We start from the raw sequence: 23,121 nt of genomic DNA, 5'->3' as shown, positions 1-23,121 counted from the left end.
GTTGGCCTATCTACACAAAATAGACAGGCAATCACAGAGTCAAAACACAAAAGGAATTATTCATGTCTAATCCTCTTCTGACGTTTACGGACTTACCTCCGTTTTCTCAAATTAAACCAGAACACATCAAGCCAGCCGTTGAACAAGCGATTGCTGACTGCCGAGCGAAAATCGATGAAGTTCTAAAAGATAATGCTCACCCAACTTGGGACAGTGTGATTGCGCCAATTGAAGAAGCGGATGACCGCTTAAGCCGCATTTGGTCGCCAGTGGGTCACATGAACTCCGTGGTGAACAGCGAAGATCTGCGTGAAGCGTACGAAAGTTGTTTGCCAATTTTGTCAGAGTACGGCACGTGGGTTGGTCAGCACAAAGGCCTGTACGAAGCGTACAAAGCGATTAAAGCCAGTGATGCATTCGCAACGCTGACTCGGGCTCAACAAAAAACCATCACCGATGCGCTACGAGACTTTGAGTTATCGGGTATTGGTTTGCCATCCGATGAGCAGCACCGTTACGGCGAGATCAGCAAACGCATGTCTGAGCTCAGCTCTAAATTCTCCAACAATGTGCTGGATGCCACCATGGGTTGGACCAAGCACATCACGGATGAGAAAGATCTCGCGGGCATGCCAGAATCGGCGCTGGCAGCAGCGAAAGCCGCGGCAGAAGCAAAAGAGCTAGATGGTTACCTCATTACGCTGGATATCCCATCTTACCTACCTGTCATGACGTACTGCGACAACCAAGAGTTGCGTAAAGAAGTGTACGAAGCGTATGTGACGCGCGCCTCTGATCGCGGTCCAAATGCTGGTAAGTGGGACAACTCAGAAATCATTACTGAGCAACTGAGACTGCGTCACGAAATTTCACGCATGTTGGGTTTCAATACTTACAGCGAGAAATCGTTAGCAACGAAAATGGCCGAAACGCCAGATCAAGTGTTGGGCTTCTTGAATGACCTAGCGACACGTGCGAAACCGCAAGGTGAACGTGAAGTCGAAGAGTTACGTCAGTTTGCGAAAAGTGAGTTTGGCGTTGAAGAATTGAATGTGTGGGATATCGCTTACTATAGCGAGAAACAAAAGCAGCACTTGTTCCAAATCTCGGATGAAGAACTGCGCCCGTACTTCCCTGAGTCTAAGGTTGTCAGTGGTCTGTTTGAAGTGCTAAACCGCGTGTTTGGCATGACAGTTACTGAGCGCGAAGGCGTGGACACTTGGCACGAATCTGTGCGTTTCTTCGATATCTTTGACGCTGAAGGCGCACTGCGTGGCAGTTTCTACTTAGATCTCTACGCACGTGAGCACAAACGTGGCGGCGCGTGGATGGATGACTGTCGTGGTCGTCGCGTTACGCTCTCTGGCGAACTGCAAACGCCGGTGGCTTACCTAACGTGTAACTTCAACCGTCCAGTGGGCGACAAGCCAGCACTGTTTACGCACGATGAAGTTGTGACACTTTTCCATGAATTTGGTCACGGCATCCACCACATGCTGACGCAAGTCGAAACTGGCGCGGTATCAGGCATAAATGGCGTACCTTGGGATGCGGTTGAATTGCCAAGTCAGTTCCTGGAAAACTGGTGTTGGGAAGAGGACGCACTGGCGTTCATTTCTGGTCACTATGAGACAGGCGAGCCGTTGCCAAAAGCGATGCTAGATAAGATGCTCGCGGCGAAGAACTTCCAGTCGGCGATGGGCATTTTGCGTCAGCTAGAATTCGGTTTGTTCGACTTTACTCTGCACACTGAATACGACCCAGAAGTGGGTGCACGCGTTTTAGAAACGCTGGCGAAAGTGAAAGAGAAAGTCGCGGTGGTTCCAGCCGTTGAGTGGGCGCGCTTCTCGCACAGCTTTGGTCACATCTTCGCTGGTGGTTACAGCGCGGGTTACTACAGCTATCTGTGGGCTGAAGTGCTGTCGTCAGACGCGTATTCTCGCTTTGAAGAAGAAGGTATCTTCAACAAAGAAACGGGTCAAAGCTTCCTGAATAACATCCTAGAAATGGGGGGCAGTGAAGAACCAATGGAGCTGTTTAAGCGCTTCCGTGGTCGTGAACCACAAATTGATGCGCTATTGCGCCATTCTGGTATTGCAGCGTAAGCGCACGCTGTCTTTCCAAAAATACTAAGGCCAACCATTCGTTGGCCTTTTTTATCCATTTTTTATAAAAAATTCACGGATTCACACTGCGGTTAATTGGGTTCTGCAGCGATATCAATGTCTCCGTAGACTGAACCTCATCAATGGCTTGCAGCTTATCAATCAGCACAAATTGCAGTTCTTCAATCGATTTGCACATCAATTTGACGAATATGTTATACGCGCCCGTGGTGTAGTAAGCTTCAACGACTTCGTCGAGCGCGTTGAGTTTTTCTAGCGCGGAATGGTAATCACGAGCTGCGTTTAGGTTAATACCAATGAAGCAGCACACATCGTAGCCGAGCTTTTTGGTATTTACGATCACCTCCGTTCCTTCGATGATGTCAGCCGATTTCATCTTCTCAATACGCACATGGATAGTGGCAGGGCTGACATCGAACTGCTTTGCCATTTCTGCGTAGGGCGTTCTGGCGTCAGCCATCAGTGTTTTTAATATTGCGCGGTCAAGGTCGTCGAGTTTCGGCAGGCTCGCATTCATACTATTATTTCCGTTAGGGATAGAGTTTTACCTCCCTTTTATACTCATAGCGGATAGGATTCACAAGGTTTGGCAGGAGTAACTGCGGGTTAACTCCGAGCTATGGAGATAATGTGCAGCGTTTTCTGGTTATTGTCGCGCTATGTTGGAGCGCGTTTGCCGCGGCCTCAGATCCGAAAGTTTTGGTCGTGCACTCCTATCATCAAGGTTTTTTCTGGACGGATTCCATACAGCGAGGTATCGAGCAGCAATTGGGTGATCGATCGCTGGATATGCGCGTGCTCTATTTAGACTCGAAACGTAACCAGAGTGAGCAGTTTTTCGCTCAGCTTGAATCCTTATATCGTACGAAATTAAGCACAGAACGATTCGATGCCATTTTAGTGAGCGACAACAACGCGCTTGAACTGATGCAGCGTTTGGCACTAATCATCAAAGACACCCCGGTTATATTTAACGGCATCAACAATTATCATCCTTCTTTGCACCAATCTCTGAACGCAACAGGAGTAACAGAAGATGTCGATTTGGAGGCAAATTTAGCCCTCATAGAGCGACTACACCCTGATTACACCCAAATTCTTATTGTCAGTGACCATTCCGTAACGGGAGAGGTATTACGCTATAAAATCGACGATTTTGTACATGAAAATCCGCAATATCGCGACAAAATCGTGCAAGTTATTCCCGACAGTATCATTGACTTAAAGCAACAAGTAGCGAAGCTGAATAAAGATAAAGTCGTCCTATTTTGGACCTATTACCGAGATAAACAAGGTGTGGTTGGCAGTGAGCGTGACTGGATTGGCGTCAACAGAGCCTCAAATGCGCCGCTGTTTATGGTGCACGATATTGGCTTAGGGCACGGTGCGGTTGGTGGCGTGATCCAAAGTGGTTATCGGCATGGCATTGAGAGCGCTGAGATACTTGAGTTTGTGTTGGATAACCCTGACCAAGCTCTGCCAGCCGTGAAGAAAAGTGATTCTGAAATCAAGCTCGATTATCAAGCTGTAGTGCGCTGGGGGCTGGGGGCTGAGCAAGAGGTCTCTGCGGTATTTTTTAATAAACCGATGAAGTTTTCTGAGCGTTTTGCCAAAGAAATTCGCTTGTTTGGTAGCCTGTTTGTGGTGATGTCGGTGGTCATTTTGTTGATGGGTTACTATTTACAGCGGATGCGTCGCAGCGAGAGTGCCGCGCGAGAAAGCCAAGCCATCTTAGAATCGATTTTTGATCAGAGCATGCAGTATATGGGCATTTTGGATGCCAACGGTGTACTTAAATCGGGCAACGATCACCTGCAATCTTTGCTGTATCACCAAGGGCTGCGTTTAGACCGACCACTTTGGTTTCATCCCAATTGGAGTGAGAAAGCACAAGCGTTGCTTGAGGCGTATTTCCACGCGCCTCACCATCAAGTGTCGACGTTTGAGGCTGAAATTTGGAGTAAAGAGCACGGTACATTGGTGTTGGAAATTTCACTCAAGCCTTTTTCTCAGCAAGTAGGAAACCAAAAGCAATACTTGTTTGAAGCGCGCGATATCACTAGTCGTAAGTTGATGGAAGATAAGCTCTATCAACGCGAATCAACCCTGCGTAACTATTATGAGCAACAGCCCGTCATGATGGTGACACTCGACAGCAACAATCGCATTCAAGAAGTGAATCGATTTGCTCAGCTACTCCTTGGCTACAAACCGATGGACATGCTCGGACACCGCCTAAGGGAGTTTTATTTTGATGACAAGGTACTGTTTCCTCGCCAAGTGCTATTGCAACCCAATCAACAGGTGCATGGGGTCTGGCGACGGGAAGTCGAGTATCGCCATGCAAACGGTCATCGTGTTTGGGTACGCGAGAACATTCGTCCACTGAGTGAATCTGATCAGCTATTGATTGTAGGTGAAGATATTACAGAAACCAAACAGCTTTCCGAGAAGTTGGAATATCAAGCGCGCTATGACTTACTGACAGGGACTTATAACCGAAACCACTTTGAACTAGAGCTCAAGACCGCACTGCGTGAGGTGGACAGCCATCGTCGCGTCCACGCCATGCTGTACCTCGACTTAGATCAGCTAAAAGTCCTCAATGATACGGTTGGGCATGATGCGGGTGACGCGGCGATTCAATTTTGTGCCAGCATGTTAGAGGAAGTGCTGCCATACAATTCCATCTTGGCTCGAATGGGAGGCGATGAGTTTGCGGTACTACTCAAAGATTGCGACGAATACGGCGCCATTAATATCGCCAAACTGATCATCTCGACGTTGAGTGAACATCTCTTTATTTGGGAAGATACACGCTTGTTCATCAGTTGTTCTATTGGTATTCGTATCATCGACCATACGGCAGAGACGCCGCAAATGGTGCACGCTCAAGCAGACTCTGCGTGTCATGCCGCCAAGGAGCAAGGCCGTAACCGCTACAATCTGTTCAGCTTAGATAACGAAGAGCTACAACGTCGCCAGATGGAAATGCAGAGCGTCAATTTGGTGCATGAGGCATTGTCGAATCAGCGTTTAGAGTTGTTTGCTCAACCGGTCAAAAGCTTACAACAGCACGATGCTCAGATGTATTTTGAGATTTTAGTGCGCATTCGCAATGGATATGGTGATTATGTTTCTCCTGCACTGTTTATTCCGGCTTCCGAGCGCTACAACATTGCGCATTGGATTGATAAACAGGTCATTACTCAAACGCTAGAATGGTTTGAGCAACGTCCAGAGGTGGTTGAAAAACTCGGCCGTTGCTCGATAAACCTTTCAGGTCAATCTATGGGGAATCAAGAGTTTATCGATTTCTTATTGGAGCGATTGGAACGTTCGTCCATGCCGTGTGAAAAAATCTGTCTAGAAATCACCGAGACAGCAGCGATGAGTAATCTTGAGCAAGCCATTGAGCTCTTCACCAAGCTCAAAGCGTTGGGTTGTATTATTGCATTGGATGATTTCGGCTCGGGCTTGTCTTCATTTGGTTACTTAAAGAAACTTCCCGTTGATATCGTGAAAATTGATGGCCTTTTCGTGCGAGATATCAACGTAAATGAAATGGACCGTGTGATGGTTCGCTCGATCAATGATCTGGCAAAACAGCTAGGCAAAGTGACGGTGGCGGAGTTTGTCGAAAACGAACAAGTCATGCAGCATTTGATCGATCTTGGTGTGGATTATGGCCAAGGCTACGGTATTGGGCATCCTCAACCGCTTTCTGAGTTAGTTGAGCGACTGACGGCTGAGTAGTCCTGTCATATCAAGCTCAACCTAGCATTGAGAGGTAACTTAGGTATACACTCAGCGCCAGTTACCGCGATTTTTTATTGGAGCCTCCTTTTGCAACTGCAATTGATCTGTGAAGACCCGTCTCAACAACCTCATCTGGATGAACTGGCTGCACGCTGGCAGCTTTCTCACACTGACGAGAGCGATTTTGCTTTGGTGCTGACCACCGAGCGTTTAGAGCTGCGTAAAGTGGATGAGCCAAAGTTGGGCGCTATTTTTGTCGATTTAATTGGTGGCGCAGTGGGACATCGCCGAAAATTTGGTGGTGGTAAGGGCCAAGCCATCGCAAAAGCCGCAGGTTTGAACAAAGGGGCAACGCCAACCGTTCTAGACGGCACGGCGGGGCTGGGACGTGACGCATTCGTTTTGGCTTCGCTCGGCTGTAAGGTACAGATGGTGGAGCGACACCCGGTAGTCGCAGCGTTGCTGGATGACGGCTTAGCGCGAGCGAAACAAGACCCTGAAATTGGAACTTGGGTATCAGAGCGTATGTCGCTGATCCATGCCTCCAGTCATGATGCATTGGAACAGCTGGCACAAGATGAAGACTTTGTTCAGCCAGATGTGGTGTATCTCGACCCTATGTATCCGCACCCAGAAAACAAGAAGAAATCGGCGCTCGTAAAAAAAGAGATGCGCGTTTTCCAATCGTTGGTTGGCGCCGATTTGGACGCCGATGGTTTGCTAGATCCTGCCATGGTGTTAGCCACAAAACGCGTGGTGGTGAAGCGCCCAGACTATGCAAACTGGCTGAACGAGCAAAAGCCGACTATGGCGATTGAAACCAAAAAAAATCGCTTTGATGTCTATGTTAAAGCCTCAATGGCATAACTTCCTGACCGCTCAACTTTTCTTGTCACAGTACGGTGTATCGTGCTGTGATCAAGCCTCTCTTTCTGAACCGTTACTGATAGTTTTCTCTTGCTAATTCTCCTCCCTGACTGTATATCTAACTAAGAATTATTATTATTTCACTTGTTGTGGTGCGGTCGATAATTGGGAAGCTGGAGTAGTAGAATGGCTAAACGCTTATGTAAAATGAGTCGTAAACAGATCGCGGCGGAGCTTGGCGACATCCATCGTTTAGTTGTCGCACCAAAGTTTGTTTGTCGCTCTTGCGCACGCTCTTCAGCGGCCAAAGATACCTTGTGTAAGCCAGCCGCTATTCCGCCGAAAAAGTGCCAAGACAAGCCATTGAACGAGCAACAATCATGTGGCTTATTGGCTGAAGCGCTGCCAGTACAACCGATTCCTGTGATAACAAAACAAAGCAACGAAAAAGCAGCGATTGTGAAGCGTGTTGTTGAGCGCGTGAAAGAGAAAAAACAAGCCGAAAAATCTCCGGAGCCAGTAAGAGCCGACGCATCAGTATGGTTTGATTTAGCGGATAAAAAATCGCTCAAGAAAGCGAAAAAAGCACTGAAAAATCACTATAAGCAGCAAAAGAAGTTGCTAAAAGTGGCGAAAAAACAACAAAAGTTACTTAAGCGTCAGCGTAAACTGGAAGCGCGTAATGCGAAACTAGAAGTGTTGCTGCCAACGCCACCTAATGCTTTGATGAACGCAATCTCACAAGCCAAAGTGCATTAATCAAATAAAAAAACGCTCTCCAGTCGGAGAGCGTTTTTTATTGTCGGTATGTGTGTTGGGAGCGATGGCTTTACTTATTGGCGTAGCTCATTTCGACGCGCTTTTTCACCCAGGTTTCGTTAATCCATAGGGATAGCATGATGATCGCACCGCCAATGGCGAGTCGCATGACATCAACATCGCGGTTCCAAATCACAATGTTTACAATCAAGCCCGCCGGAACCAATGCATTGTTCATTACAGCCAGTGCCCCTGCGTTCACCATGGTCGCGCCTTTGTTCCAAGCAAAGTAACCAAAACCAGAAGCAATAAAACCAAGGTATGTCAGAATGCCCCATTGTGTTGCAGTGGTAGGTAGTTTGTCGAGGTTACCCATGAGCGCGAAAGCCACGGTTGCTACACAAAGTGCACCTAAGTAGAAGTAGCCAAACACGGTGTGTTGTGGCAAATCGACGGGTTCACTCTCCATGATGTATTTGTAGCCTACCTGACCGATGGCAAAGCAGAGGTTTGCTCCTTGTACGACCAAAAAGCCCAGTAGGAAATCTTCATTAATGCCTGCAAACTTAATCCAGGCTGCGCCAAATACAGCAATCGCCGCGGTAACCAAATACCAAGGTGAAAAGCGACCTTTCAATAAGTCATAGATCAGAGTGACGTAAATGGGTGTGAATACGGTGAACAGCAATACTTCTGGCACGGAAAGGAGCAAAAAAGATTGGTAGTAGAAGCAGTACATCAGACCGAGCTGAAAGCCACCGACCGTCATCAGTTTCGCGATTAAGGATTTGCTAACACCGCGGAATTTTAAAAAGGGAATGAAAACCAGACTCGCCAGTGCCACGCGCATGAACACCGAGAACCAAGAATCAACCTGACCAGCGAGGTAAACGCCGATCAGGCTAAATGAGAATGCCCAAAGTAGGGTAACTGCGGATAGATAAGCCATGGATGAGAATCTTTGTCAACAACAAATGTGCTCGCAGTCTAACCAAGTTTTAACGTCGCGCCAATCAGTCTTTTAGCGGTACGACCAGCATATCGACTGGAGAGCAGTTAATCAGTTGTCGAGTCGAAGACAGAATCTTGCTCCAGAAATCTTGGTGATGACCACAAACCACCAAATCGATACTGTAATCTTGAATGGTATCGCACAGCTCATTACTCAAATCGCCACTACCGACCAAAGTATGGGCTATTGGGTATTGCGCATATTCTGCGAAATTCGCCAATTGTGTGCGCGACGCTTCCATTGCTTGATGTTGCGCTTCTGCCATATTGATGTCGATAAGCCCGGTGTAGAGCTCTGCGTAGTTCACGTCGATGTGAATAAAAGAGACTTTCGCATCCAGAGGTTTAGCCAGTGATACGGCTTTTTTAATCAACACTTTACTGTCGTCTGACAGGTCGACTGCCACAAGTATGTGTTTGTAACTCATATTGCTATCTCCTTGTAAGGTCATAGTTTTAGATTAGCACTAACCCCCAAAAAAATTTGCTGAAGTGATCTCATATCAGTGTCGTAGGTACAAAGTCTTGTCTCAGTAATCATGTTATAGTGGCGTTATACCCAAGTGACTTTGAGATGCGGAGTTCAGCGCTCCGTTACTGACTATAGTTCAAGTAAAACCTTGCCTCTGATGTAGAGCAAGTCAATCTCGCGGCGTCGTTTATTTCGAGGTTACTTGGGTATATTGCATGCACATTAATAGGAGTTAACATGCTGTCTCAAACTATGGTCGAACAATTGAATGAGCAAATTAACCTAGAATTTTTCTCATCCAATCTATACTTACAAATGAGTGCTTGGTGTGAAGACAAAGGTTTTGAAGGTGCGGCTGAATTTTTACGCGCTCACGCCGTAGAAGAAATGGAGCACATGCAACGCCTATTCACCTACGTAAGTGAAACTGGCTCAATGCCAATTTTGGGCGCTATTGATGCACCAAAGCATGATTTTGCAAGCTTAGGTGATGTTTTCCGCGAGACCTTTGAACATGAGCAAATGATCACGGAAAAAATCAATAAATTGGCGCATGTTGCATTTACTAGCCAAGACTACTCAACGTTTAACTTCCTACAGTGGTACGTGTCTGAACAGCACGAAGAAGAGAAGTTGTTTAAAGGGATTTTAGATAAGATCGAATTGGTAGGTGAAGATGGTAAAGCATTGTTCTTCATCGACAAAGATCTAGCACAAATGGCGAAAGAAGGTTCATCTTCAATCATGGATGCTCCAGCTGCGTAAACGCGTTTTTTGACGCTATAAGTAGCGGGTAAAGACGAAGCATTAATCGTCTTTTTCTCTTGAGCATTGTTGAAGATGTAGGGAGGAAAAGATGATCAGTGGAGACACAATCTTATTTGCGCTAATGGTGGTAACTGGAGTCAATATGATTCGGTATCTCACCGCTCTTCGTTCTCTGATTTACATCATGCGTGAAGCGCATCCGTTGTTATATCAGCAAGTTGATGGCAATGGCTTTTTTACCACCCATGGAAATGTCACTAAACAGGTGCGTTTGTTCCACTACATCAAAAGTAAAGAATATCACCATCACCACGATGAAATTTTTACTGGTAAGTGCGAAAGGGTGCGTGAGCTATTTGTTTTATCGACCGCTTTGCTCGGTGTTACCCTACTCGCGGCCTTCATTCTTTAAAGAATCAATAATCTAGCGAGTTAATCTCCTAGGATTGTACGGGCATGCATAGCGCTTACCGTTTAAGCGCTTTTCCCCTTCGAGATTTGTCGGTAGAATGTCGCGCCTAGAAAGCAAGGATGTGCAATGTGCACATCCTTTTTTATTTCGATTCGATACCAATCAGTCTAAGAGCTACCGATGAGTAAGAAATTTGATGTTGTTGTAATTGGCGCAGGCGCAGCGGGTTTGATGTGTGCTGCAGAAGCCGGCAAGCGAGGCCGCCGTGTTTTGGTGCTCGATCATGCTAAAAAGCCAGGACGTAAAATCCTTATCTCAGGCGGTGGCCGTTGTAATTTCACTAACTACGACGTCTCAGCCAGCAACTACCTATGCCAAAACCCGCATTTCGTTAAGTCGGCGCTTTCTCAATACACCAACTGGGATTTTATCTCGATGGTGTGTAAGCATGGTATTGAATTTGAAGAGCGCGATCACGGTCAGCTGTTTTGTGTCGATGCGTTTACGGCGAAAGACATCGTGAAGATGCTGTTGGCTGAGTGTGACATGCCGAATATCGAGCAGCGTTACCAATGCGATGTTCACTCAATTGAGAAAATCGATGAAGGTTTTCGTTTGCACGCGGGTATCGAGCCAGTCGAGTGTGAGTCTTTAGTTATCGCAACAGGTGGCTTGTCGATGCCAAAACTGGGGGCGACACCATTTGGTTATAAAGTCGCGGAACAATTTGGTCTTCGAGTTATCCCAACTACGGCAGGGCTGGTGCCATTTACGTTGCATAAAGAAGACAAAGAAGACTTTGCTGAATTATCTGGTATCGCGGTACCTGCGGAAATTACAGCTGAAGATGGCACCATGTTCAAAGAAGCCCTGTTGTTCACACATCGTGGTTTATCTGGCCCAGCCGTTTTACAGATTTCATCATTCTGGCGAGCGGGGCAAAAGGTGTCGATTAATCTGGTGCCAAACGATGATGTTGCCGAGTTATTAGAACGCAGCCGTGAAAAGCATCCGAATCAGTCGCTCAAAAATACGCTCGCTAAAGTGCTACCAAAGCGCTTGGTTGAAGTCTTGATTGAACGTAAAGAGCTGGTCGATAAACCGCTAAAGCAGTTCAATCAAAAGGAGCTTGCGGCGATTGTGGATCGTTTAGAGCATTGGGATATCGCCCCGAATGGCACTGAAGGCTACCGAACCGCGGAAGTGACACTAGGCGGTGTGGATACCGATCACTTATCTTCTAAAACCATGGAATGCAAAAACATCAAAGGGCTGTACTTCATTGGCGAAGTGATGGATGTGACTGGCTGGTTAGGGGGCTACAATTTTCAGTGGTGCTGGTCGAGCGGCTTTGTCGCGGGTCAGTGGGTGTAATCAAACGCTACACATCCGCATAAAAGATAAGATAAAAAAGAGCACTGAATCGTATTCCGTGCTCTTTTTATATTCTCATTGTATTCCCACAGCGAGTTACTCGTCTTGATACTTTTCGAGTTTGTTGTAGAGCGTTTTAACGCTAATGCCTAACTCCTGCGCTGATTCCGTTTTATTGCCTTGATTCTCTTCAAGGGTATTGAGAATAGCGGCTTTTTCTAGCTCTTCTAGCGAAACGCCCGCTGGAACAAGGTCTTCGATGCTGGTGCCTGTTTCCAATGGTGGCGTATCGAAGATCAGGTGTTCATCTCGGATGGTGTCATCAGCCAAAATAAACGCGCGCTCGATCGTGTGTTTGAGCTCACGGACATTACCTGGCCAATCGTGCACGGCGATTTTTTGGATGGCAGAATCAAGAATGGTTTTGGTTTTAGCCTCATTTGCGTTGCGGTGCGCGATAAAGTGCTTAGCCAGACCGACGATGTCACCGCCTCGCTCTCGCAGCGGCGGTATCGTTAATGGAAAGTGCGATAAACGGAAAAACAGATCTTCACGCAGGAACTGCTCTTCAATGGCGACTTTAGGATCACGGTTGGTGGCGGCAATGATGCGAGTGTTGGCGATATGCACCGTATTACTGCCCACTGGGCGATATTCTCCGGTTTCCAACACACGCAATAGCTTCACTTGATGCTCGATAGGCATCTCGGTGATTTCATCTAAAAACAGCGTGCCGCCTTCTGCCTGTTTAAATACACCTTGGTGAGTTTTATTCGCTCCGGTAAAGGCGCCTTTTTCATGGCCAAACAGTTCACTATCGACCAATTCTGGGCTAATCGCACCACAGTTAATCGCGATAAAGGGTTGTTGCTTGCGATCGCTAGCTAAATGAATGGTCTGTGCGACTAACTCTTTACCCGAGCCACTTTCTCCGACAATGAGGACGTTGGCTTCTGTTTTTGCGACGCGTCGGATCATGCGATAGAGCTGATGCATTGGTGATGAGGAACCCACCAAAAGGCCAAATTGGTCGAGATCGCTAGTGGACACTTTACGTCCTTGATCTTGTTTTTGCTGATAGTACTGGCTGACTTCGCTTAGGGTGTCCGTCAAAATGGCAATATCGACGGGTTTTCTGTAGTGAAAAATTGCACCTAAGTTCATTAGCTTATCCAAATTTTCGTTTGGAGCACCAGAGCTAATGATGATCAAGTCCATATCGTAGATGTCTTCGATATTAGAAAGGCGCTGGTAATCTGCGCTAGTAAAGTGGGCGACTTCAACAATCGCAACTTCCGGTTTGAGTTGTAGGAAATCTTCAATCCAACTATCAGCGGCATCGGTATTATGCAGACGAAATTTGTTCAGTTCCTGGCAAGAGGCAATAGCATCTTTAAGTGTCGGGTCTTGTATTCGTAGAAACAGGCTTGGCAACGACATAGAAATGTCCTCTTTACTATGACAGAAACAATGTACGTGGATTATTCTAAGTGCACAAGACAAAATATTGTCAGCATAGATTTAAGGGTCTGTAGGCTATTTTAATGTTGTTTAACCTATATTGGTATATATCAGTAATAATTCTGATAAATATTGCTTATTTATTAGGGTGTCTCACGTTTTAAATAATAATTCTGCGATTAAGTGAAGTCGAAGAAATAATGTCTCATCTTTTATTGGCGTATTATGTGATTGATTGCGAAATTATTAACGATTAAAAATTACATTTCTTCTGTGTAAATAATTCATACTTATATTTTCTTGTTTGTCTTATTTTTATCTCTTGTTTTTATTATTCCTTTAAAAACAGTTGGTTAAAAACTTGGCACATGGTTTGCTCCTATGGAAATACAACGTCAATAAAGGAGAATTACCATGAATAACATCGCAGCTAAAATTGTACTTACGTCAGTTCTTGCTACTTCATCTACAGCAGTCTTAGCGAGTGATAAATGGGAAAAAGAATCCATGGACGCTTGGCTAGATGGTAAAGCCGAAACTACGCTGCTGCTAAACAGTAACCTTAACTCTTTTGATATCAACACCGATGTTGAAAATCAGGTAGTTACCCTTTCTGGTTCGGTAAACAATGACCTTGAAAAATCGCTTGCCGAAGAGCTTGTAACAGGTCTTGATGGTGTGAAAGAAGTAAATAACGAATTGTCAGTGGTGAATGAAGGTAAGAAAGAAACCGATTCAGAGGCATTAGCCACACTGACCGACTCTAAAATCACGACTATAGTTAAAACTCGCCTACTGATGGATACCAATGTAAGTGGTACGGACATTGATGTAACGACGGAACGTAAAACGGTAACGTTGGCAGGTAAGGTTAATTCAGATGCGGAGCATGATCTTGCACTTTCAATTGCAAATAATACCAATGATGTAAATAAGGTGATTGATAAGCTAGAAGTGGTTCAATAATAACGAGCCGAGTGACCTAACCCAATTTTATTAGGAGGTAACACTATGGTTCGTTGGATGTTTATTTTTCTGGCTTTGGCACTGGTTTCTGCACTACTAGGTTTTACTGGTATTGCAGGGGCGGCGGCCTCTATCGCGCAAGTGATATTTTACCTATTCCTATTGTCATTAATTGTATCAATAGTGATTGTTCTGCTAGGAAGAAAAAACGTAAATAGATAGGAGATTTCATGCGACTTACGTCATTAATTTACCGTATCGCCGCAGTATTTGGTTTGGTGTTCGCACTGGCTGCTTGTAGTGAAGAAGGGCCAATGGAACAGGCAGGCAAGAAGATAGATGAAGCCGCCGAAGAAACTCAAAACGCGATTGAAGATGAGTGTGAAAATATTAAAGAGAACTTGAACGCAGAAGACCAAGATTGTTAGTCGAGTCAGGTCAGCTTTTTGTTCACAGCAATGTAAGAGAAGGGCGGTCAATCACCGCCCTTCCTTTTATCCCAAGTGTTTACAATCAGATAAGGAGTCAAAGATGAAAAACATATTTGATGTACTAAAAGAGAGTCATGAAAAGCAACGCCTTTTACTCGATGCTCTGATGGAAACGTCTGGAGATTCCCCTGCACGTGAAGAGTTTTACCACAATCTGAAGGGGGAACTCGAACAGCACGCCGCCGCAGAAGAGCGTTTTTTCTACGCGCCTTTAATCGAGAGCGATAAAACCATCGATCTTACTCGTCATGGCATCGCAGAGCACCACGAGATTGATAAAGTGATTGCGCAGCTTGATGCAACCGACATGAGCTCGCCAGCATGGCTCAACCTCATGAAAACTTTGCGTCACAAAGTATTGCACCACCTCGAAGAAGAAGAGCAGCGTTTTTTCCAATTGGCCGGTAAGGTGATGACCGATCAGCAGAAAATGAAACTAGCGGATAGCTACGTCGAAGAAATGGCTAGTTAGGTGGAGTATTGGTCCTTTTCGTGCCATTTCGGCACGGGAAGGGGCCCAATCAAAGCGTTTACCAAGCTAATTAGCCTAAACTAAAACCAGCTTATTCTCACTTTCACTAAAAAAGCGCACTCGCTGAAGGCAAGGAGAGCGAATGTTTATCATCAAATATTATATTCTTGGCGCTCTGATCAGTTTATTGGCCGCTATTTATATTCCCCAAATCATGGTTAGCCTGTTGTTCTTGTGGGTATCTCTTTCTTTAGCATTAGTCAGCGTAGCCTACGTTTTCGACATTCCCTCCATTTTTAGAAAAAACCAAGACGGCAAGATTGTCAGATGGATCCGCTGGGCATTCATCCCCTTCTTGCTGGGTGCTAGAGCGTATAATGCATGGGAAAGACGGCGCGATACCGTGCCTCCTATCCAAAAAGTCAGCGATAATTTATACCTCTCCCGTCGGCTATTTCAGAGTGACTTAGATTTTCTCGAATCCAATGACATCTCTTGTATTGTCGATGTCACCGCAGAATTTGCTGGGCTTGAAAGTGCGATGACCGACAAGCAGTTTCATTACCTTTCGATTCCGGTACTCGACCACAAAGCCCCAACGCTAGAGCGCCTTCGCCATGCGATTAACTGGATTGATACGCAAATCTCGTGCTCGCGAGCTGTGGTTGTGCATTGTGCGTTAGGGCGCGGTCGTTCGGTGTTTGTTGTTGCGGCGTATCTACTGAGCAAAGACCCGTCGCTGACGGTTGAATCTGTGATGAAAAAAATCAATGACGTGCGCAGTACCGCGAGATTGAATAAATTGCAGATCAAAACGTTACGAGCGATAAGTGAAAAAGGCGTACTGGATCTGGATCAATCCACTTGGATGGTGGTTAACCCTGTTGCAGGTGGCGGCAAATGGGAGGAAAACAAACAGCACTTGATTCGTGAACTAACCAAAAAATATCGCTTGAGTATTCATCAAACCACCACAAATCTCAGCGCCGAGCAGCTAACACAACAGGCAAAAGAAAGTGGGGCTAAGCAAATTATCGTAGCGGGTGGCGATGGCACAGTGACGGAAGTGGCGAGCCAGCTGGTAGGTACCGACATAAAACTCGGCATTGTTCCGCTCGGAACCGCCAATGCGTTGTGTCATGTGCTCTATGGAGTTGGCGCAAAATTCTCACCAGTCGAAAAAGCGTGTGAAGCATTGCTAGCAGGTCACTGCCAACGTATTGATACGGCGGAGTGTAATCAGAGGCTTATATTGTTAGTCCTAGGTATTGGCCTAGAGCAGAAAATGATCGAGCATGCGCAGCGAGAAGAGAAAAACACCTTTGGACAATTGGCCTACTTAACGGGCTTTTTTAACGCGGTGGTGGCGGAAGAGACGCAGACGTTGACTGTTGCGATGGATGCGCCATTTGAAGATGGAAACCGCGAAAATGGATCACAAACGCTAGAAGTTCATAGCTTTGTCGTTGCGAATATCGCTCCTTTTAGTACGTTGCTCGCGCAAGGTGGTGGTGCTCCGCAGCCTGACGATGGCAAGCTGCATATCACGTATTTAGATAACACCGAATCTTTAGGCGGACGCCTCATCGCATTGTCTGATCTGACATTAACCAGCGTAGGTGCGCAGGAGGAATCGACTCATTTTCAATACGCGACGGCTCAGAATGTCACTATTTCTGCGAACAAACCGATTGAGTATGTGATTGATGGTGAGCTTTATTCTGATGAGCAATTAGCGATCAAGCTTCGTCCAAAATCGTTGAACGTATTTGTCCCAAGCGGGAGAAGTAAATCGGCTTAGCTTTAAAACAGATAAGCAGTGGATAACGCGCGATTTGCCTAGTGCTTTATTGCGCGCCTTTGTTTACCGGTTTAGTCATAGTTTTGAGGGAACCAATAAGGTCGCTGCGTAGGTGCAGCGGCTTTTTTATATCGGCATTTTTTGTATCTGAGAGAGCGTCTATTTATCGTTCTCGAAGTGAAAGGAAGAAGGGGGTGAGTATGACTACTCACCCTGGGGTAAGTGCTTTTCAATTTCATCGTTTTCGACTTGTAAAGCAGCTAACCAGTAAGAAACAAGCGCCGTTAAGTTAGTGTCGTCAATGGCTCTGAGTAGCGCTTTTAAATCATCTAACAACAACTTGTTCATGAAATGCATTTCTTTGTAATTACCTAATTCGGCAACGCCGTATTCGGTGGCATTTTCTGCAATGAATTGTTCACCATCTTGGTCGAAGAACAACTTCGCCATCTTTTTGATCATCACTTTTTCTATTTTAACGAATCGATACGCCGCTCTTGCGAGTGTCATATGCGATTGCGGATTAACGAGAGGCAAACACGTTTGGCGATGGTGTGTCATTTTTACGAGTAGCTCCCTTACTCGATTATTATCCAATGTCATACTGACCTCTTTATTTATGACTACCGTGTTGATTACTCGGTTTAGTGTTTTCTAGTTTTGGTTGTATTGAGGTGCCTGTGGTCTTATCAGAAATGGCCAAAACGAGTTGGCCATTTTCTCTGCCAGCGCTTGATTGCAAAGGCGACCACTATGGATCAGCTGATAAGGCTGATGCTGCTGAGCTTTTCTTTACAGCTTTTGATATCACTGCGAACTTTCAGTAGAACCGAATTATCCGCTTGCTCTGGGTGGCTAGTAATTAGGTTTTCGATCTCTTTGAGCACCTTGCTTTCAACACCTTCGAGCTGTTCCAAATACATGGACTCTTTGTCAGAAGACACCTCCTTCATCACATCGCTGTATACCTCACGCGCTTTAATGGTGTAGGAAACCGGAGTGTCGTCGGCAGAGTCTTCCTGGTTATTTGCCAATGTGTAGGGAGTAAGCTCAAGCACCGCTCGCTCACGTACTCTAAGCAGTTCTACCAACACATTATTCAAAGAAGTGTTGTCAATGTTCTCAATGGCCTTGTTGTAAATGTCATTTCCGCTCTCGATAAGCTCAATGATTGAGGCGATATTTTCATTTTTCATATCTCACTCCTGATTTGGTTGGTGATGGGAGTGTTTGTACGTATGGGGAACAAACACAGATGTTTCATCTTTAGTTGCAGGTTGTATGCCAATGAATGTTATTTTTCTATTAATCAATTGGTTATGAGTTTATTGCGCAAGAATTGGAGGGTTGCAGACGAGGCGCTAAGAAAAAATTACAAGAATGTTGGGGAAGTCTGGAAAGAATTACACGTACAGATAAGGATTTGTCGTGAAACAAAATAAAAACCAAATAAAAACAATTGCTTATATTTTTGGCACGGATATGGCTTTGTAGTGAGTAAGTGAGTTCAAAAGTTGTTTCACTTGATTTACTACTCAACTCATCAACGGAGGCTAGTTATGGCTACAACAAAAGAAAGCACAGTAAAACCTCAAGAGCAGTTAGAAGAAGCATATCACTTAGCGGAGCAAGCCACGACGGAAGCCGTCGGCGCAATGAAAGACCAAGCTAAAGAGAAATTTGATGTGGGCGCGGAACACGTTCAGCAGGCGACCAAGTCGGCAGAGAACGTTATCAAGGAGCGTCCATTGCTGAGCATTGGTTGTGCCTTCCTTGCGGGTTGGGCGGTTTCGAAGCTGATCAAATAATCACGGTCCAACGGATTAAGCCACATAACAGAAGGCGAGGGTTCCAATGAATAACTCCGGACAAGTCACCAACCAGCAACCAGGCTCGGCCGCAGCAGACAGCGGTCGAGCCCCAAGTGGGGCAGAAGAGCAGGATATCCAACAAACCATCAATGGTTTGAGCAGTATTCTTTCACAACTGGACCAATTGACTCAATCGCTGAAAGCGTGGTCGGGTTCAACGTTGGATTTGTTCCTCTTGGAGGTGAAAGTTAATGCGTCCGCAGCGCGACAGATTTTGCTGTGCACCATTGTTTTTACCTTATTGTCGGTATTGTTCGTGTTCAGTTTGTGCCTTGCTTCTGGTGTGGTGGCTTATCAGCTGACCGCTAACGTGTATGTTGCAGTGGGCGTATTTATTGCGTCCTTAGGTTTGGCATTATTGTCTTTAGCTTGGTGGCAGAAGCGTTTAGTTGGTTTCCTTGGATTCAAAAATACGACAGAACAGTTGCAGGAGGGGTGGGATGCGCTCGCTACAAAAGCTCAATCGAGCCATGCGAATCAAGCGGATGGAAGGTAAGGCATCTTTAGATCAATGCTGCTTGTCGATGGAAATGTTCACGTTTACCACTAAGAAGTTTGTGAAAGAAAATCCTTGGACGACGCTAGGTATTAGTGCTGTCGTTGCCGTTACCGCTGCCAAAGCGGGTCGATTGTCTCGACTGACTTCCTCTATCTCTTCCATGGGGCTATTGGCGAGTAGTGTCTCCGAACTAACGGATTCGCTTGCCAAGCCAGTTATGGCAGCGTCTTCTAACCAGTCGGGCGTAGAACAAGGTCAAAATGCTGAACCACAAGCAAGCAATACTGCTTCGACAGAAGAGACCGCGACAGAAACAGAAGCCGAGCAATCCCAATAACGGCTTTCGCCGATAATTATTCCTACCGACCTTGAGCCTTTTTATGACAGCGAAATTGAACATTCCTGCCAACACCGCGATTGGTGCAACCCTTCTTGTCTTATTGCTCGTTCCTGGGCTGTATTTTGCTAAGCCAATCTTGTTACCTATTGTGCTTAGTACCTTTATTTCGCTGTTATGCAGTCCTTTCATTAACTATCTTGAAGACAAAGGTTTACCGCGCGCGATTACCGTCGTGGTGACTCTGTCATTCTTGGTTGGTGCTTCAATTATTGGCCTTGCTGCCATGTCGGAGCCTGCCAAGCAGTGGTGGTCTGAACTACCCAGTATCGTGAAAAATGTGTCGCAAGAAGTGAGCGAAGTGACTCAAGCCTCGGCGGATCACCTTAATACGCCGCTGAATATTGCCAGCGATATGGGTATGGATGAAGTCGGGAACAATACCGTATTTTCTTTGGTGAAGACACTCGCGACCACGACGCCGACCATTTTGACACAAGCGATGATCGTGCTGTTTATGGTTTATTTTATGCTCAATCACGGACGCAGCTTATTTCGAAAGTCAGTGTCGTACTTGCATGGGTTTGCCAAGCAGCGCCAAGCGATTGAACTGGTCAAAGCACTACAGAAAGACCTATCTCGATACATTGGTACTATCACGTTGGTGAATGCGGGACTTGGGTTGAGTGTTGGGGCGGTGTTTTTTGTTTTAGGCCTTGAGGACCCGTTCTTGTGGGGCGCGTTTGCTGGCGTGATGAATTTTGCGCCGTATCTTGGCCCAGTCATCTCCATGGTGAGTTTCGGTTTTGTGGCTTATCTGCAGTTGGAGTCGGTCAGTTTTATGCTCACTGTGGTGTCTATCTATTTGTTGATCAACTTGATTGAAAGTCAGTTTGTCACGCCAACGTTATTAGGGAAAAGATTCAATTTAAATCCGTTAGTGATCTTCGTTTGGCTCGTGTTCTGGGGTTGGCTTTGGGGCGGTATGGGGCTCTTAATCGGTGTACCGCTATTGGTCTGCATTAATATTTTGGTTGAGCGTCTGGAGCTGTGTCAATCAACTCAAAGTCAACCAAGCCAAACCATCCCCGAGGATGTGGCTCCACGAGAATGACTTGGGCGACAAGCTGGCTCAACGAAAAAGTTTTTCCGAACTTACTGGTCGGCTAAAAAGATACCCTTGACCGTAAACACAGCCTTTTTCGAACAAGTAATCGGCTTGCTCCTGAGTTTCTATTCCTTCCGCTACGACTTTCAACGACAGTGTTTTGCCCATGGCGATAATCGCATTTACAATCGCATTGCTATCGCTGTTGCTGGGTACATCACTGACAAACGAACGATCAATTTTCAGCTTATTGATGGGTAAACCTTTCAAATAAGACAAAGACGAATAGCCTGTGCCGAAATCATCCAGAGAAATCTCGATGCCTAACCCTCTTAGTTGATTTAACGACGCAATGGCTTGTTGAGGGTCGATCAGTAAAAAGCTCTCGGTGATCTCCAAATCCAGCCGTTGAGCAGGAAAACCGGTTTGATTGAGGATATCGCTCAATCTCTGAATGAAATTCGATTGCTGAAGCTGTAATGCCGACACATTAACCGCAATTCTGCCAAACTCAACGCCTTGTTCCAGCCAAGCATTTCCTTGCTGACAAGCGTGTAGCAAGACCCACTCGCCAATGCTTTGGATAAGCCCCGTTTTTTCTGCAATTGGAATAAAGTCGGCTGGTGGTACAAGGCCAAATTCGGGGTGCTGCCAGCGTAATAAGGTTTCAACGCCAACAATCGCATGTTGCTCCAAGTTATATTGTGGCTGGAACTCTAATCGAAGTTGCTGCTTTTCTATCGCTTGATGTAAAGCAGATTGAATGCGCACATGGGATACCGATTTATCGGTTAAATCTGGTGAGTAAAATGCGTAGCCGTTGCGCCCATTTTTCTTCGCTAAGTACATCGCCGTATCTGCGTTTTTGAGTAAGGTTTCGCTGTCTTGGCCGTCTCTTGGGTATAAGGCTATGCCAATACTGGTCGAGACGCGCAGTGAGTCGTGATTTGCCAAGTCGAATGGTTGTTGGAAAACGCTGAGAATATCGCCGACGGTTTCCAGCAAAGCCACATCACTGTGGACGTCCGGCAAAATGATCACGAACTCATCGCCGCCAATGCGAGCCACATGCGCATTTAAGTGAAGAATATCTTGCAGACGGATAGCCAACTTAGACAGCAACTGATCACCACAAAAGTGACCCATGCTATCGTTGATGTGTTTGAAATGGTCGATATCTAGAAATAGGGTGGCAAACGTCTGTTGGTTCTTGTGCCCGGTTTCAATGTGTTGCTCAAGCAAGCTAAGTAAATGGGTGCGATTAGGCAGATTCGTTAACGGATCATAAAAGGCCATGCGCTGCAGTTTTTCTTCGTGCGCTTTACGCACGGAAATATCTTCAAATACACAGATGTAGTTAATGAGATGATTTTTATCGTCCATTACGGCACTAATGGTCGCTAACTGCGGGTAAATGCTGCCATCTTTCTTTCGGTTGATGAACTCGCCTTTCCATTGACCTTTGGTTTCGAGTTGATGCCACAACTGTTTATAGAAGCCTTGGTCATGATGACCTGAGCGCAGAATTCTGGGGTTCTTTCCAATCACCTCTTCAGAGCGATAGCCGGTGATTTGAGTAAAGGCTGTGTTTACATCAATGATGTTGGCATTGCGATCAGTAATGACCATGCCTTCTTGTGAATTATTAAAAATTTTGGACGCCAATGAGAGTTGCGTTTCGACCATTTTCCGGCGTGTGATGTTGCGCGTCATGCCCAGAATACCAATTAAGTTTCCGTCATTATCACGAACAGGAGACTTAATGGTTTCTAGCCAAGTTGGGTTATTGTTTTCATCAATTTGGCGGCATTCTTCGACGATGTTCAGCGTGCCTGTCGCCACGACCAAGTTATCGGCCTCAATGAACTTCTCTGCTCGCTCGTGGCTAAATAGTGCGAAATCATCTTTGCCGATGATCTCACTGTTGGTCTTTTGCCACGCATTTTCTACGCTTCGGTTGGTCATCGAATAAAGACCATCCATGCCTTTTATCCAAATATGGTCTTCAAGACAGTCGATAAACTCTTGCAGCGTCGGTAATGGTGTGGTCGCTGCAGTTTGATGGCGTGTTCGTTCTTGCTGGTAGTGTGAGCTGACATCAAAGCTCATTCGCCCCACTAATGCACTCAGCCAAGCAGACACTACCGTGATTTGATCGTCAGGGTGAGTTAGCGCTAATACGGCAAACAGATCGCCATTTGGTAGCCAGATTGGACCTATGCTCAAGGTTTGCTGTCCAAAGGATGTGTGGCTTATCGTCAAGTCTGTCGGTTTAAATTGATCGGCAACTTGCACTACCACTTCGACGATAGCGCAATGATTTTGAACCGAGGTGGACACCTCAGTTGATAGCCACTGCTGGGTATCGCTCAGAGTATAAAGTTGTCCCTGAGCTTGAGTAGCATCACAGCATTGTTGCAGAGCCTGTTGCCAGTCTGCCATCAAAGGCGAAGGAATAGCGAAGCGAAACATAATTAATAACGTGTCCTGAAGCGCCCAAAGATAGTGGTATTAGAATCTAGCTTAAGCTATTGGGCCGTGTTGGTATCGTATCCAACGCTTAGGTA

At 45.9% G+C, this 23,121-nt stretch carries 23 protein-coding genes; 16 read left to right on the top strand and 7 right to left on the bottom strand.

Going from position 1 to position 23,121, the window contains the following annotated elements; all coding sequences use genetic code 11:
• Positions 1–62 precede the first annotated feature (62 nt).
• The gene (prlC, locus tag OO778_RS16140) at positions 63–2,105 is read left to right on the top strand and encodes an oligopeptidase A (RefSeq protein WP_114323020.1); all 2,043 of its coding nucleotides are present in this window, start codon (positions 63–65) and stop codon (positions 2,103–2,105) included.
• A gap of 73 nt (positions 2,106–2,178) precedes the next feature.
• On the opposite strand, the gene asnC is transcribed toward prlC, so the two are convergent.
• Positions 2,179–2,643 (bottom strand): transcriptional regulator AsnC, encoded by a 465-nt coding sequence (asnC, locus tag OO778_RS16135; RefSeq protein WP_005394393.1) that lies wholly within the window; start codon positions 2,641–2,643, stop codon positions 2,179–2,181.
• A 113-nt stretch (positions 2,644–2,756) separates the two neighbouring features.
• On the opposite strand from asnC, the gene OO778_RS16130 reads away from it, so the two are divergent.
• From OO778_RS16130 to OO778_RS16120, 3 genes are all read left to right on the top strand, one after another.
• A complete protein-coding gene (locus tag OO778_RS16130) occupies positions 2,757–5,882 on the top strand; it encodes an EAL domain-containing protein (protein ID WP_264910417.1) in 3,126 nt (1,041 codons plus the stop codon).
• 90 nt (positions 5,883–5,972) lie between these two features.
• On the top strand, positions 5,973–6,752 hold the full coding sequence (locus OO778_RS16125) for a class I SAM-dependent methyltransferase (RefSeq protein ID WP_047009367.1): 780 nt from the start codon (positions 5,973–5,975) through the stop codon (positions 6,750–6,752).
• 186 nt (positions 6,753–6,938) lie between these two features.
• The gene (locus OO778_RS16120) at positions 6,939–7,511 is read left to right on the top strand and encodes a hypothetical protein (RefSeq protein WP_065645803.1); all 573 of its coding nucleotides are present in this window, start codon (positions 6,939–6,941) and stop codon (positions 7,509–7,511) included.
• Between the two features lie 70 nt (positions 7,512–7,581).
• Here the strand turns inward: OO778_RS16120 and OO778_RS16115 are convergent, their stop codons facing one another.
• Together OO778_RS16115 and uspA are read right to left on the bottom strand one after the other, a co-directional pair.
• On the bottom strand, positions 7,582–8,460 hold the full coding sequence (locus OO778_RS16115) for a carboxylate/amino acid/amine transporter (RefSeq protein ID WP_047009369.1): 879 nt from the start codon (positions 8,458–8,460) through the stop codon (positions 7,582–7,584).
• Between the two features lie 64 nt (positions 8,461–8,524).
• The gene (gene uspA / locus OO778_RS16110; RefSeq protein ID WP_005379165.1) at positions 8,525–8,950 is read right to left on the bottom strand and encodes a universal stress protein UspA; all 426 of its coding nucleotides are present in this window, start codon (positions 8,948–8,950) and stop codon (positions 8,525–8,527) included.
• 281 nt (positions 8,951–9,231) lie between these two features.
• Here uspA and ftnA point away from each other — a divergent pair, with 281 nt between their 5' ends.
• The 3 genes from ftnA to OO778_RS16095 all read left to right on the top strand — a co-directional run bounded on the left by ftnA (position 9,232) and on the right by OO778_RS16095 (position 11,548).
• Positions 9,232–9,759, top strand: a complete 528-nt coding sequence (gene ftnA / locus OO778_RS16105) for a non-heme ferritin (RefSeq protein WP_005379167.1) — start codon at positions 9,232–9,234, stop codon at positions 9,757–9,759.
• Positions 9,760–9,850: 91 nt separating this feature from the next.
• On the top strand, positions 9,851–10,174 hold the full coding sequence (gene uspB, locus OO778_RS16100) for a universal stress protein UspB (RefSeq protein ID WP_005394407.1): 324 nt from the start codon (positions 9,851–9,853) through the stop codon (positions 10,172–10,174).
• A 180-nt stretch (positions 10,175–10,354) separates the two neighbouring features.
• A complete protein-coding gene (locus OO778_RS16095) occupies positions 10,355–11,548 on the top strand; it encodes an NAD(P)/FAD-dependent oxidoreductase (RefSeq protein WP_074191873.1) in 1,194 nt (397 codons plus the stop codon).
• A gap of 96 nt (positions 11,549–11,644) precedes the next feature.
• Here the strand turns inward: OO778_RS16095 and OO778_RS16090 are convergent, their stop codons facing one another.
• Positions 11,645–12,988: a sigma-54 dependent transcriptional regulator gene (locus OO778_RS16090; protein WP_074191874.1), complete on the bottom strand. Its 1,344-nt coding sequence runs from the start codon at positions 12,986–12,988 to the stop codon at positions 11,645–11,647.
• 435 nt (positions 12,989–13,423) lie between these two features.
• On the opposite strand from OO778_RS16090, the gene OO778_RS16085 reads away from it, so the two are divergent.
• From OO778_RS16085 to OO778_RS16065, 5 genes are all read left to right on the top strand, one after another.
• Complete coding sequence (locus OO778_RS16085) at positions 13,424–13,975, top strand: BON domain-containing protein (protein ID WP_047009372.1); 552 nt, start codon at positions 13,424–13,426, stop codon at positions 13,973–13,975.
• 45 nt (positions 13,976–14,020) lie between these two features.
• Positions 14,021–14,197: a DUF1328 family protein gene (locus tag OO778_RS16080; RefSeq protein ID WP_012841233.1), complete on the top strand. Its 177-nt coding sequence runs from the start codon at positions 14,021–14,023 to the stop codon at positions 14,195–14,197.
• Between the two features lie 8 nt (positions 14,198–14,205).
• A complete protein-coding gene (locus OO778_RS16075) occupies positions 14,206–14,403 on the top strand; it encodes a hypothetical protein (RefSeq protein WP_048624594.1) in 198 nt (65 codons plus the stop codon).
• 103 nt (positions 14,404–14,506) lie between these two features.
• Positions 14,507–14,938, top strand: coding sequence for a hemerythrin domain-containing protein (locus OO778_RS16070; protein WP_074191875.1), 432 nt, complete (start codon positions 14,507–14,509; stop codon positions 14,936–14,938).
• Positions 14,939–15,080: 142 nt separating this feature from the next.
• Entirely contained in the window at positions 15,081–16,739 is a 1,659-nt protein-coding gene (locus tag OO778_RS16065; protein ID WP_074191876.1) for a diacylglycerol kinase family protein, read from the top strand.
• Between the two features lie 204 nt (positions 16,740–16,943).
• Here the strand turns inward: OO778_RS16065 and OO778_RS16060 are convergent, their stop codons facing one another.
• Both OO778_RS16060 and OO778_RS16055 read right to left on the bottom strand, forming a co-directional pair.
• On the bottom strand, positions 16,944–17,342 hold the full coding sequence (locus tag OO778_RS16060; RefSeq protein WP_005379193.1) for a hypothetical protein: 399 nt from the start codon (positions 17,340–17,342) through the stop codon (positions 16,944–16,946).
• A 155-nt stretch (positions 17,343–17,497) separates the two neighbouring features.
• A complete protein-coding gene (locus OO778_RS16055) occupies positions 17,498–17,935 on the bottom strand; it encodes a DUF2383 domain-containing protein (protein WP_005394423.1) in 438 nt (145 codons plus the stop codon).
• A 363-nt stretch (positions 17,936–18,298) separates the two neighbouring features.
• Here OO778_RS16055 and OO778_RS16050 point away from each other — a divergent pair, with 363 nt between their 5' ends.
• From OO778_RS16050 to OO778_RS16035, 4 genes are read left to right on the top strand one after another with little or no spacing between them, the layout of a single operon-like run.
• Positions 18,299–18,547 carry a hypothetical protein gene (locus OO778_RS16050; protein WP_005394426.1) on the top strand — a complete coding sequence of 83 codons (249 nt, stop codon included), beginning with the start codon at positions 18,299–18,301 and terminating at the stop codon, positions 18,545–18,547.
• Positions 18,548–18,593: 46 nt separating this feature from the next.
• Entirely contained in the window at positions 18,594–19,106 is a 513-nt protein-coding gene (locus OO778_RS16045; protein WP_065646517.1) for a hypothetical protein, read from the top strand.
• Entirely contained in the window at positions 19,051–19,446 is a 396-nt protein-coding gene (locus tag OO778_RS16040) for a hypothetical protein (RefSeq protein ID WP_264910376.1), read from the top strand. Before OO778_RS16045 ends, OO778_RS16040 begins: the two co-directional genes overlap by 56 nt.
• A 43-nt stretch (positions 19,447–19,489) precedes the next feature.
• Entirely contained in the window at positions 19,490–20,560 is a 1,071-nt protein-coding gene (locus OO778_RS16035; protein WP_005394430.1) for an AI-2E family transporter, read from the top strand.
• An 18-nt stretch (positions 20,561–20,578) separates the two neighbouring features.
• On the opposite strand, the gene OO778_RS16030 is transcribed toward OO778_RS16035, so the two are convergent.
• The gene (locus OO778_RS16030) at positions 20,579–23,026 is read right to left on the bottom strand and encodes a bifunctional diguanylate cyclase/phosphodiesterase (RefSeq protein WP_264910374.1); all 2,448 of its coding nucleotides are present in this window, start codon (positions 23,024–23,026) and stop codon (positions 20,579–20,581) included.
• Positions 23,027–23,121 lie beyond the last annotated feature (95 nt).

The organism is Vibrio sp. STUT-A16 (assembly GCF_026000495.1).
GTDB classification, from domain to species: Bacteria; Pseudomonadota; Gammaproteobacteria; order Enterobacterales; family Vibrionaceae; genus Vibrio; species Vibrio diabolicus.
This window is presented reverse-complemented; position numbering and strand designations above follow the sequence as displayed.

Coding starts and splice junctions, on each gene's coding strand:
- OO778_RS16090 (WP_074191874.1), bottom strand. CDS start 12,988: ATGTCGTTGCCAAGCCTGTTTCTACGAATACAAGACCCGACACTTAAA.
- ftnA (WP_005379167.1), top strand. CDS start 9,232: ATGCTGTCTCAAACTATGGTCGAACAATTGAATGAGCAAATTAACCTA.
- asnC (WP_005394393.1), bottom strand. CDS start 2,643: ATGAATGCGAGCCTGCCGAAACTCGACGACCTTGACCGCGCAATATTA.
- OO778_RS16080 (WP_012841233.1), top strand. CDS start 14,021: ATGGTTCGTTGGATGTTTATTTTTCTGGCTTTGGCACTGGTTTCTGCA.
- OO778_RS16070 (WP_074191875.1), top strand. CDS start 14,507: ATGAAAAACATATTTGATGTACTAAAAGAGAGTCATGAAAAGCAACGC.
- OO778_RS16095 (WP_074191873.1), top strand. CDS start 10,355: ATGAGTAAGAAATTTGATGTTGTTGTAATTGGCGCAGGCGCAGCGGGT.
- OO778_RS16065 (WP_074191876.1), top strand. CDS start 15,081: ATGTTTATCATCAAATATTATATTCTTGGCGCTCTGATCAGTTTATTG.
- OO778_RS16035 (WP_005394430.1), top strand. CDS start 19,490: ATGACAGCGAAATTGAACATTCCTGCCAACACCGCGATTGGTGCAACC.
- OO778_RS16050 (WP_005394426.1), top strand. CDS start 18,299: ATGGCTACAACAAAAGAAAGCACAGTAAAACCTCAAGAGCAGTTAGAA.
- uspA (WP_005379165.1), bottom strand. CDS start 8,950: ATGAGTTACAAACACATACTTGTGGCAGTCGACCTGTCAGACGACAGT.
- uspB (WP_005394407.1), top strand. CDS start 9,851: ATGATCAGTGGAGACACAATCTTATTTGCGCTAATGGTGGTAACTGGA.
- OO778_RS16120 (WP_065645803.1), top strand. CDS start 6,939: ATGGCTAAACGCTTATGTAAAATGAGTCGTAAACAGATCGCGGCGGAG.
- OO778_RS16030 (WP_264910374.1), bottom strand. CDS start 23,026: ATGTTTCGCTTCGCTATTCCTTCGCCTTTGATGGCAGACTGGCAACAG.
- OO778_RS16085 (WP_047009372.1), top strand. CDS start 13,424: ATGAATAACATCGCAGCTAAAATTGTACTTACGTCAGTTCTTGCTACT.
- OO778_RS16055 (WP_005394423.1), bottom strand. CDS start 17,935: ATGAAAAATGAAAATATCGCCTCAATCATTGAGCTTATCGAGAGCGGA.
- OO778_RS16115 (WP_047009369.1), bottom strand. CDS start 8,460: ATGGCTTATCTATCCGCAGTTACCCTACTTTGGGCATTCTCATTTAGC.
- OO778_RS16060 (WP_005379193.1), bottom strand. CDS start 17,342: ATGACATTGGATAATAATCGAGTAAGGGAGCTACTCGTAAAAATGACA.
- OO778_RS16045 (WP_065646517.1), top strand. CDS start 18,594: ATGAATAACTCCGGACAAGTCACCAACCAGCAACCAGGCTCGGCCGCA.
- OO778_RS16075 (WP_048624594.1), top strand. CDS start 14,206: ATGCGACTTACGTCATTAATTTACCGTATCGCCGCAGTATTTGGTTTG.
- OO778_RS16040 (WP_264910376.1), top strand. CDS start 19,051: ATGCGCTCGCTACAAAAGCTCAATCGAGCCATGCGAATCAAGCGGATG.
- prlC (WP_114323020.1), top strand. CDS start 63: ATGTCTAATCCTCTTCTGACGTTTACGGACTTACCTCCGTTTTCTCAA.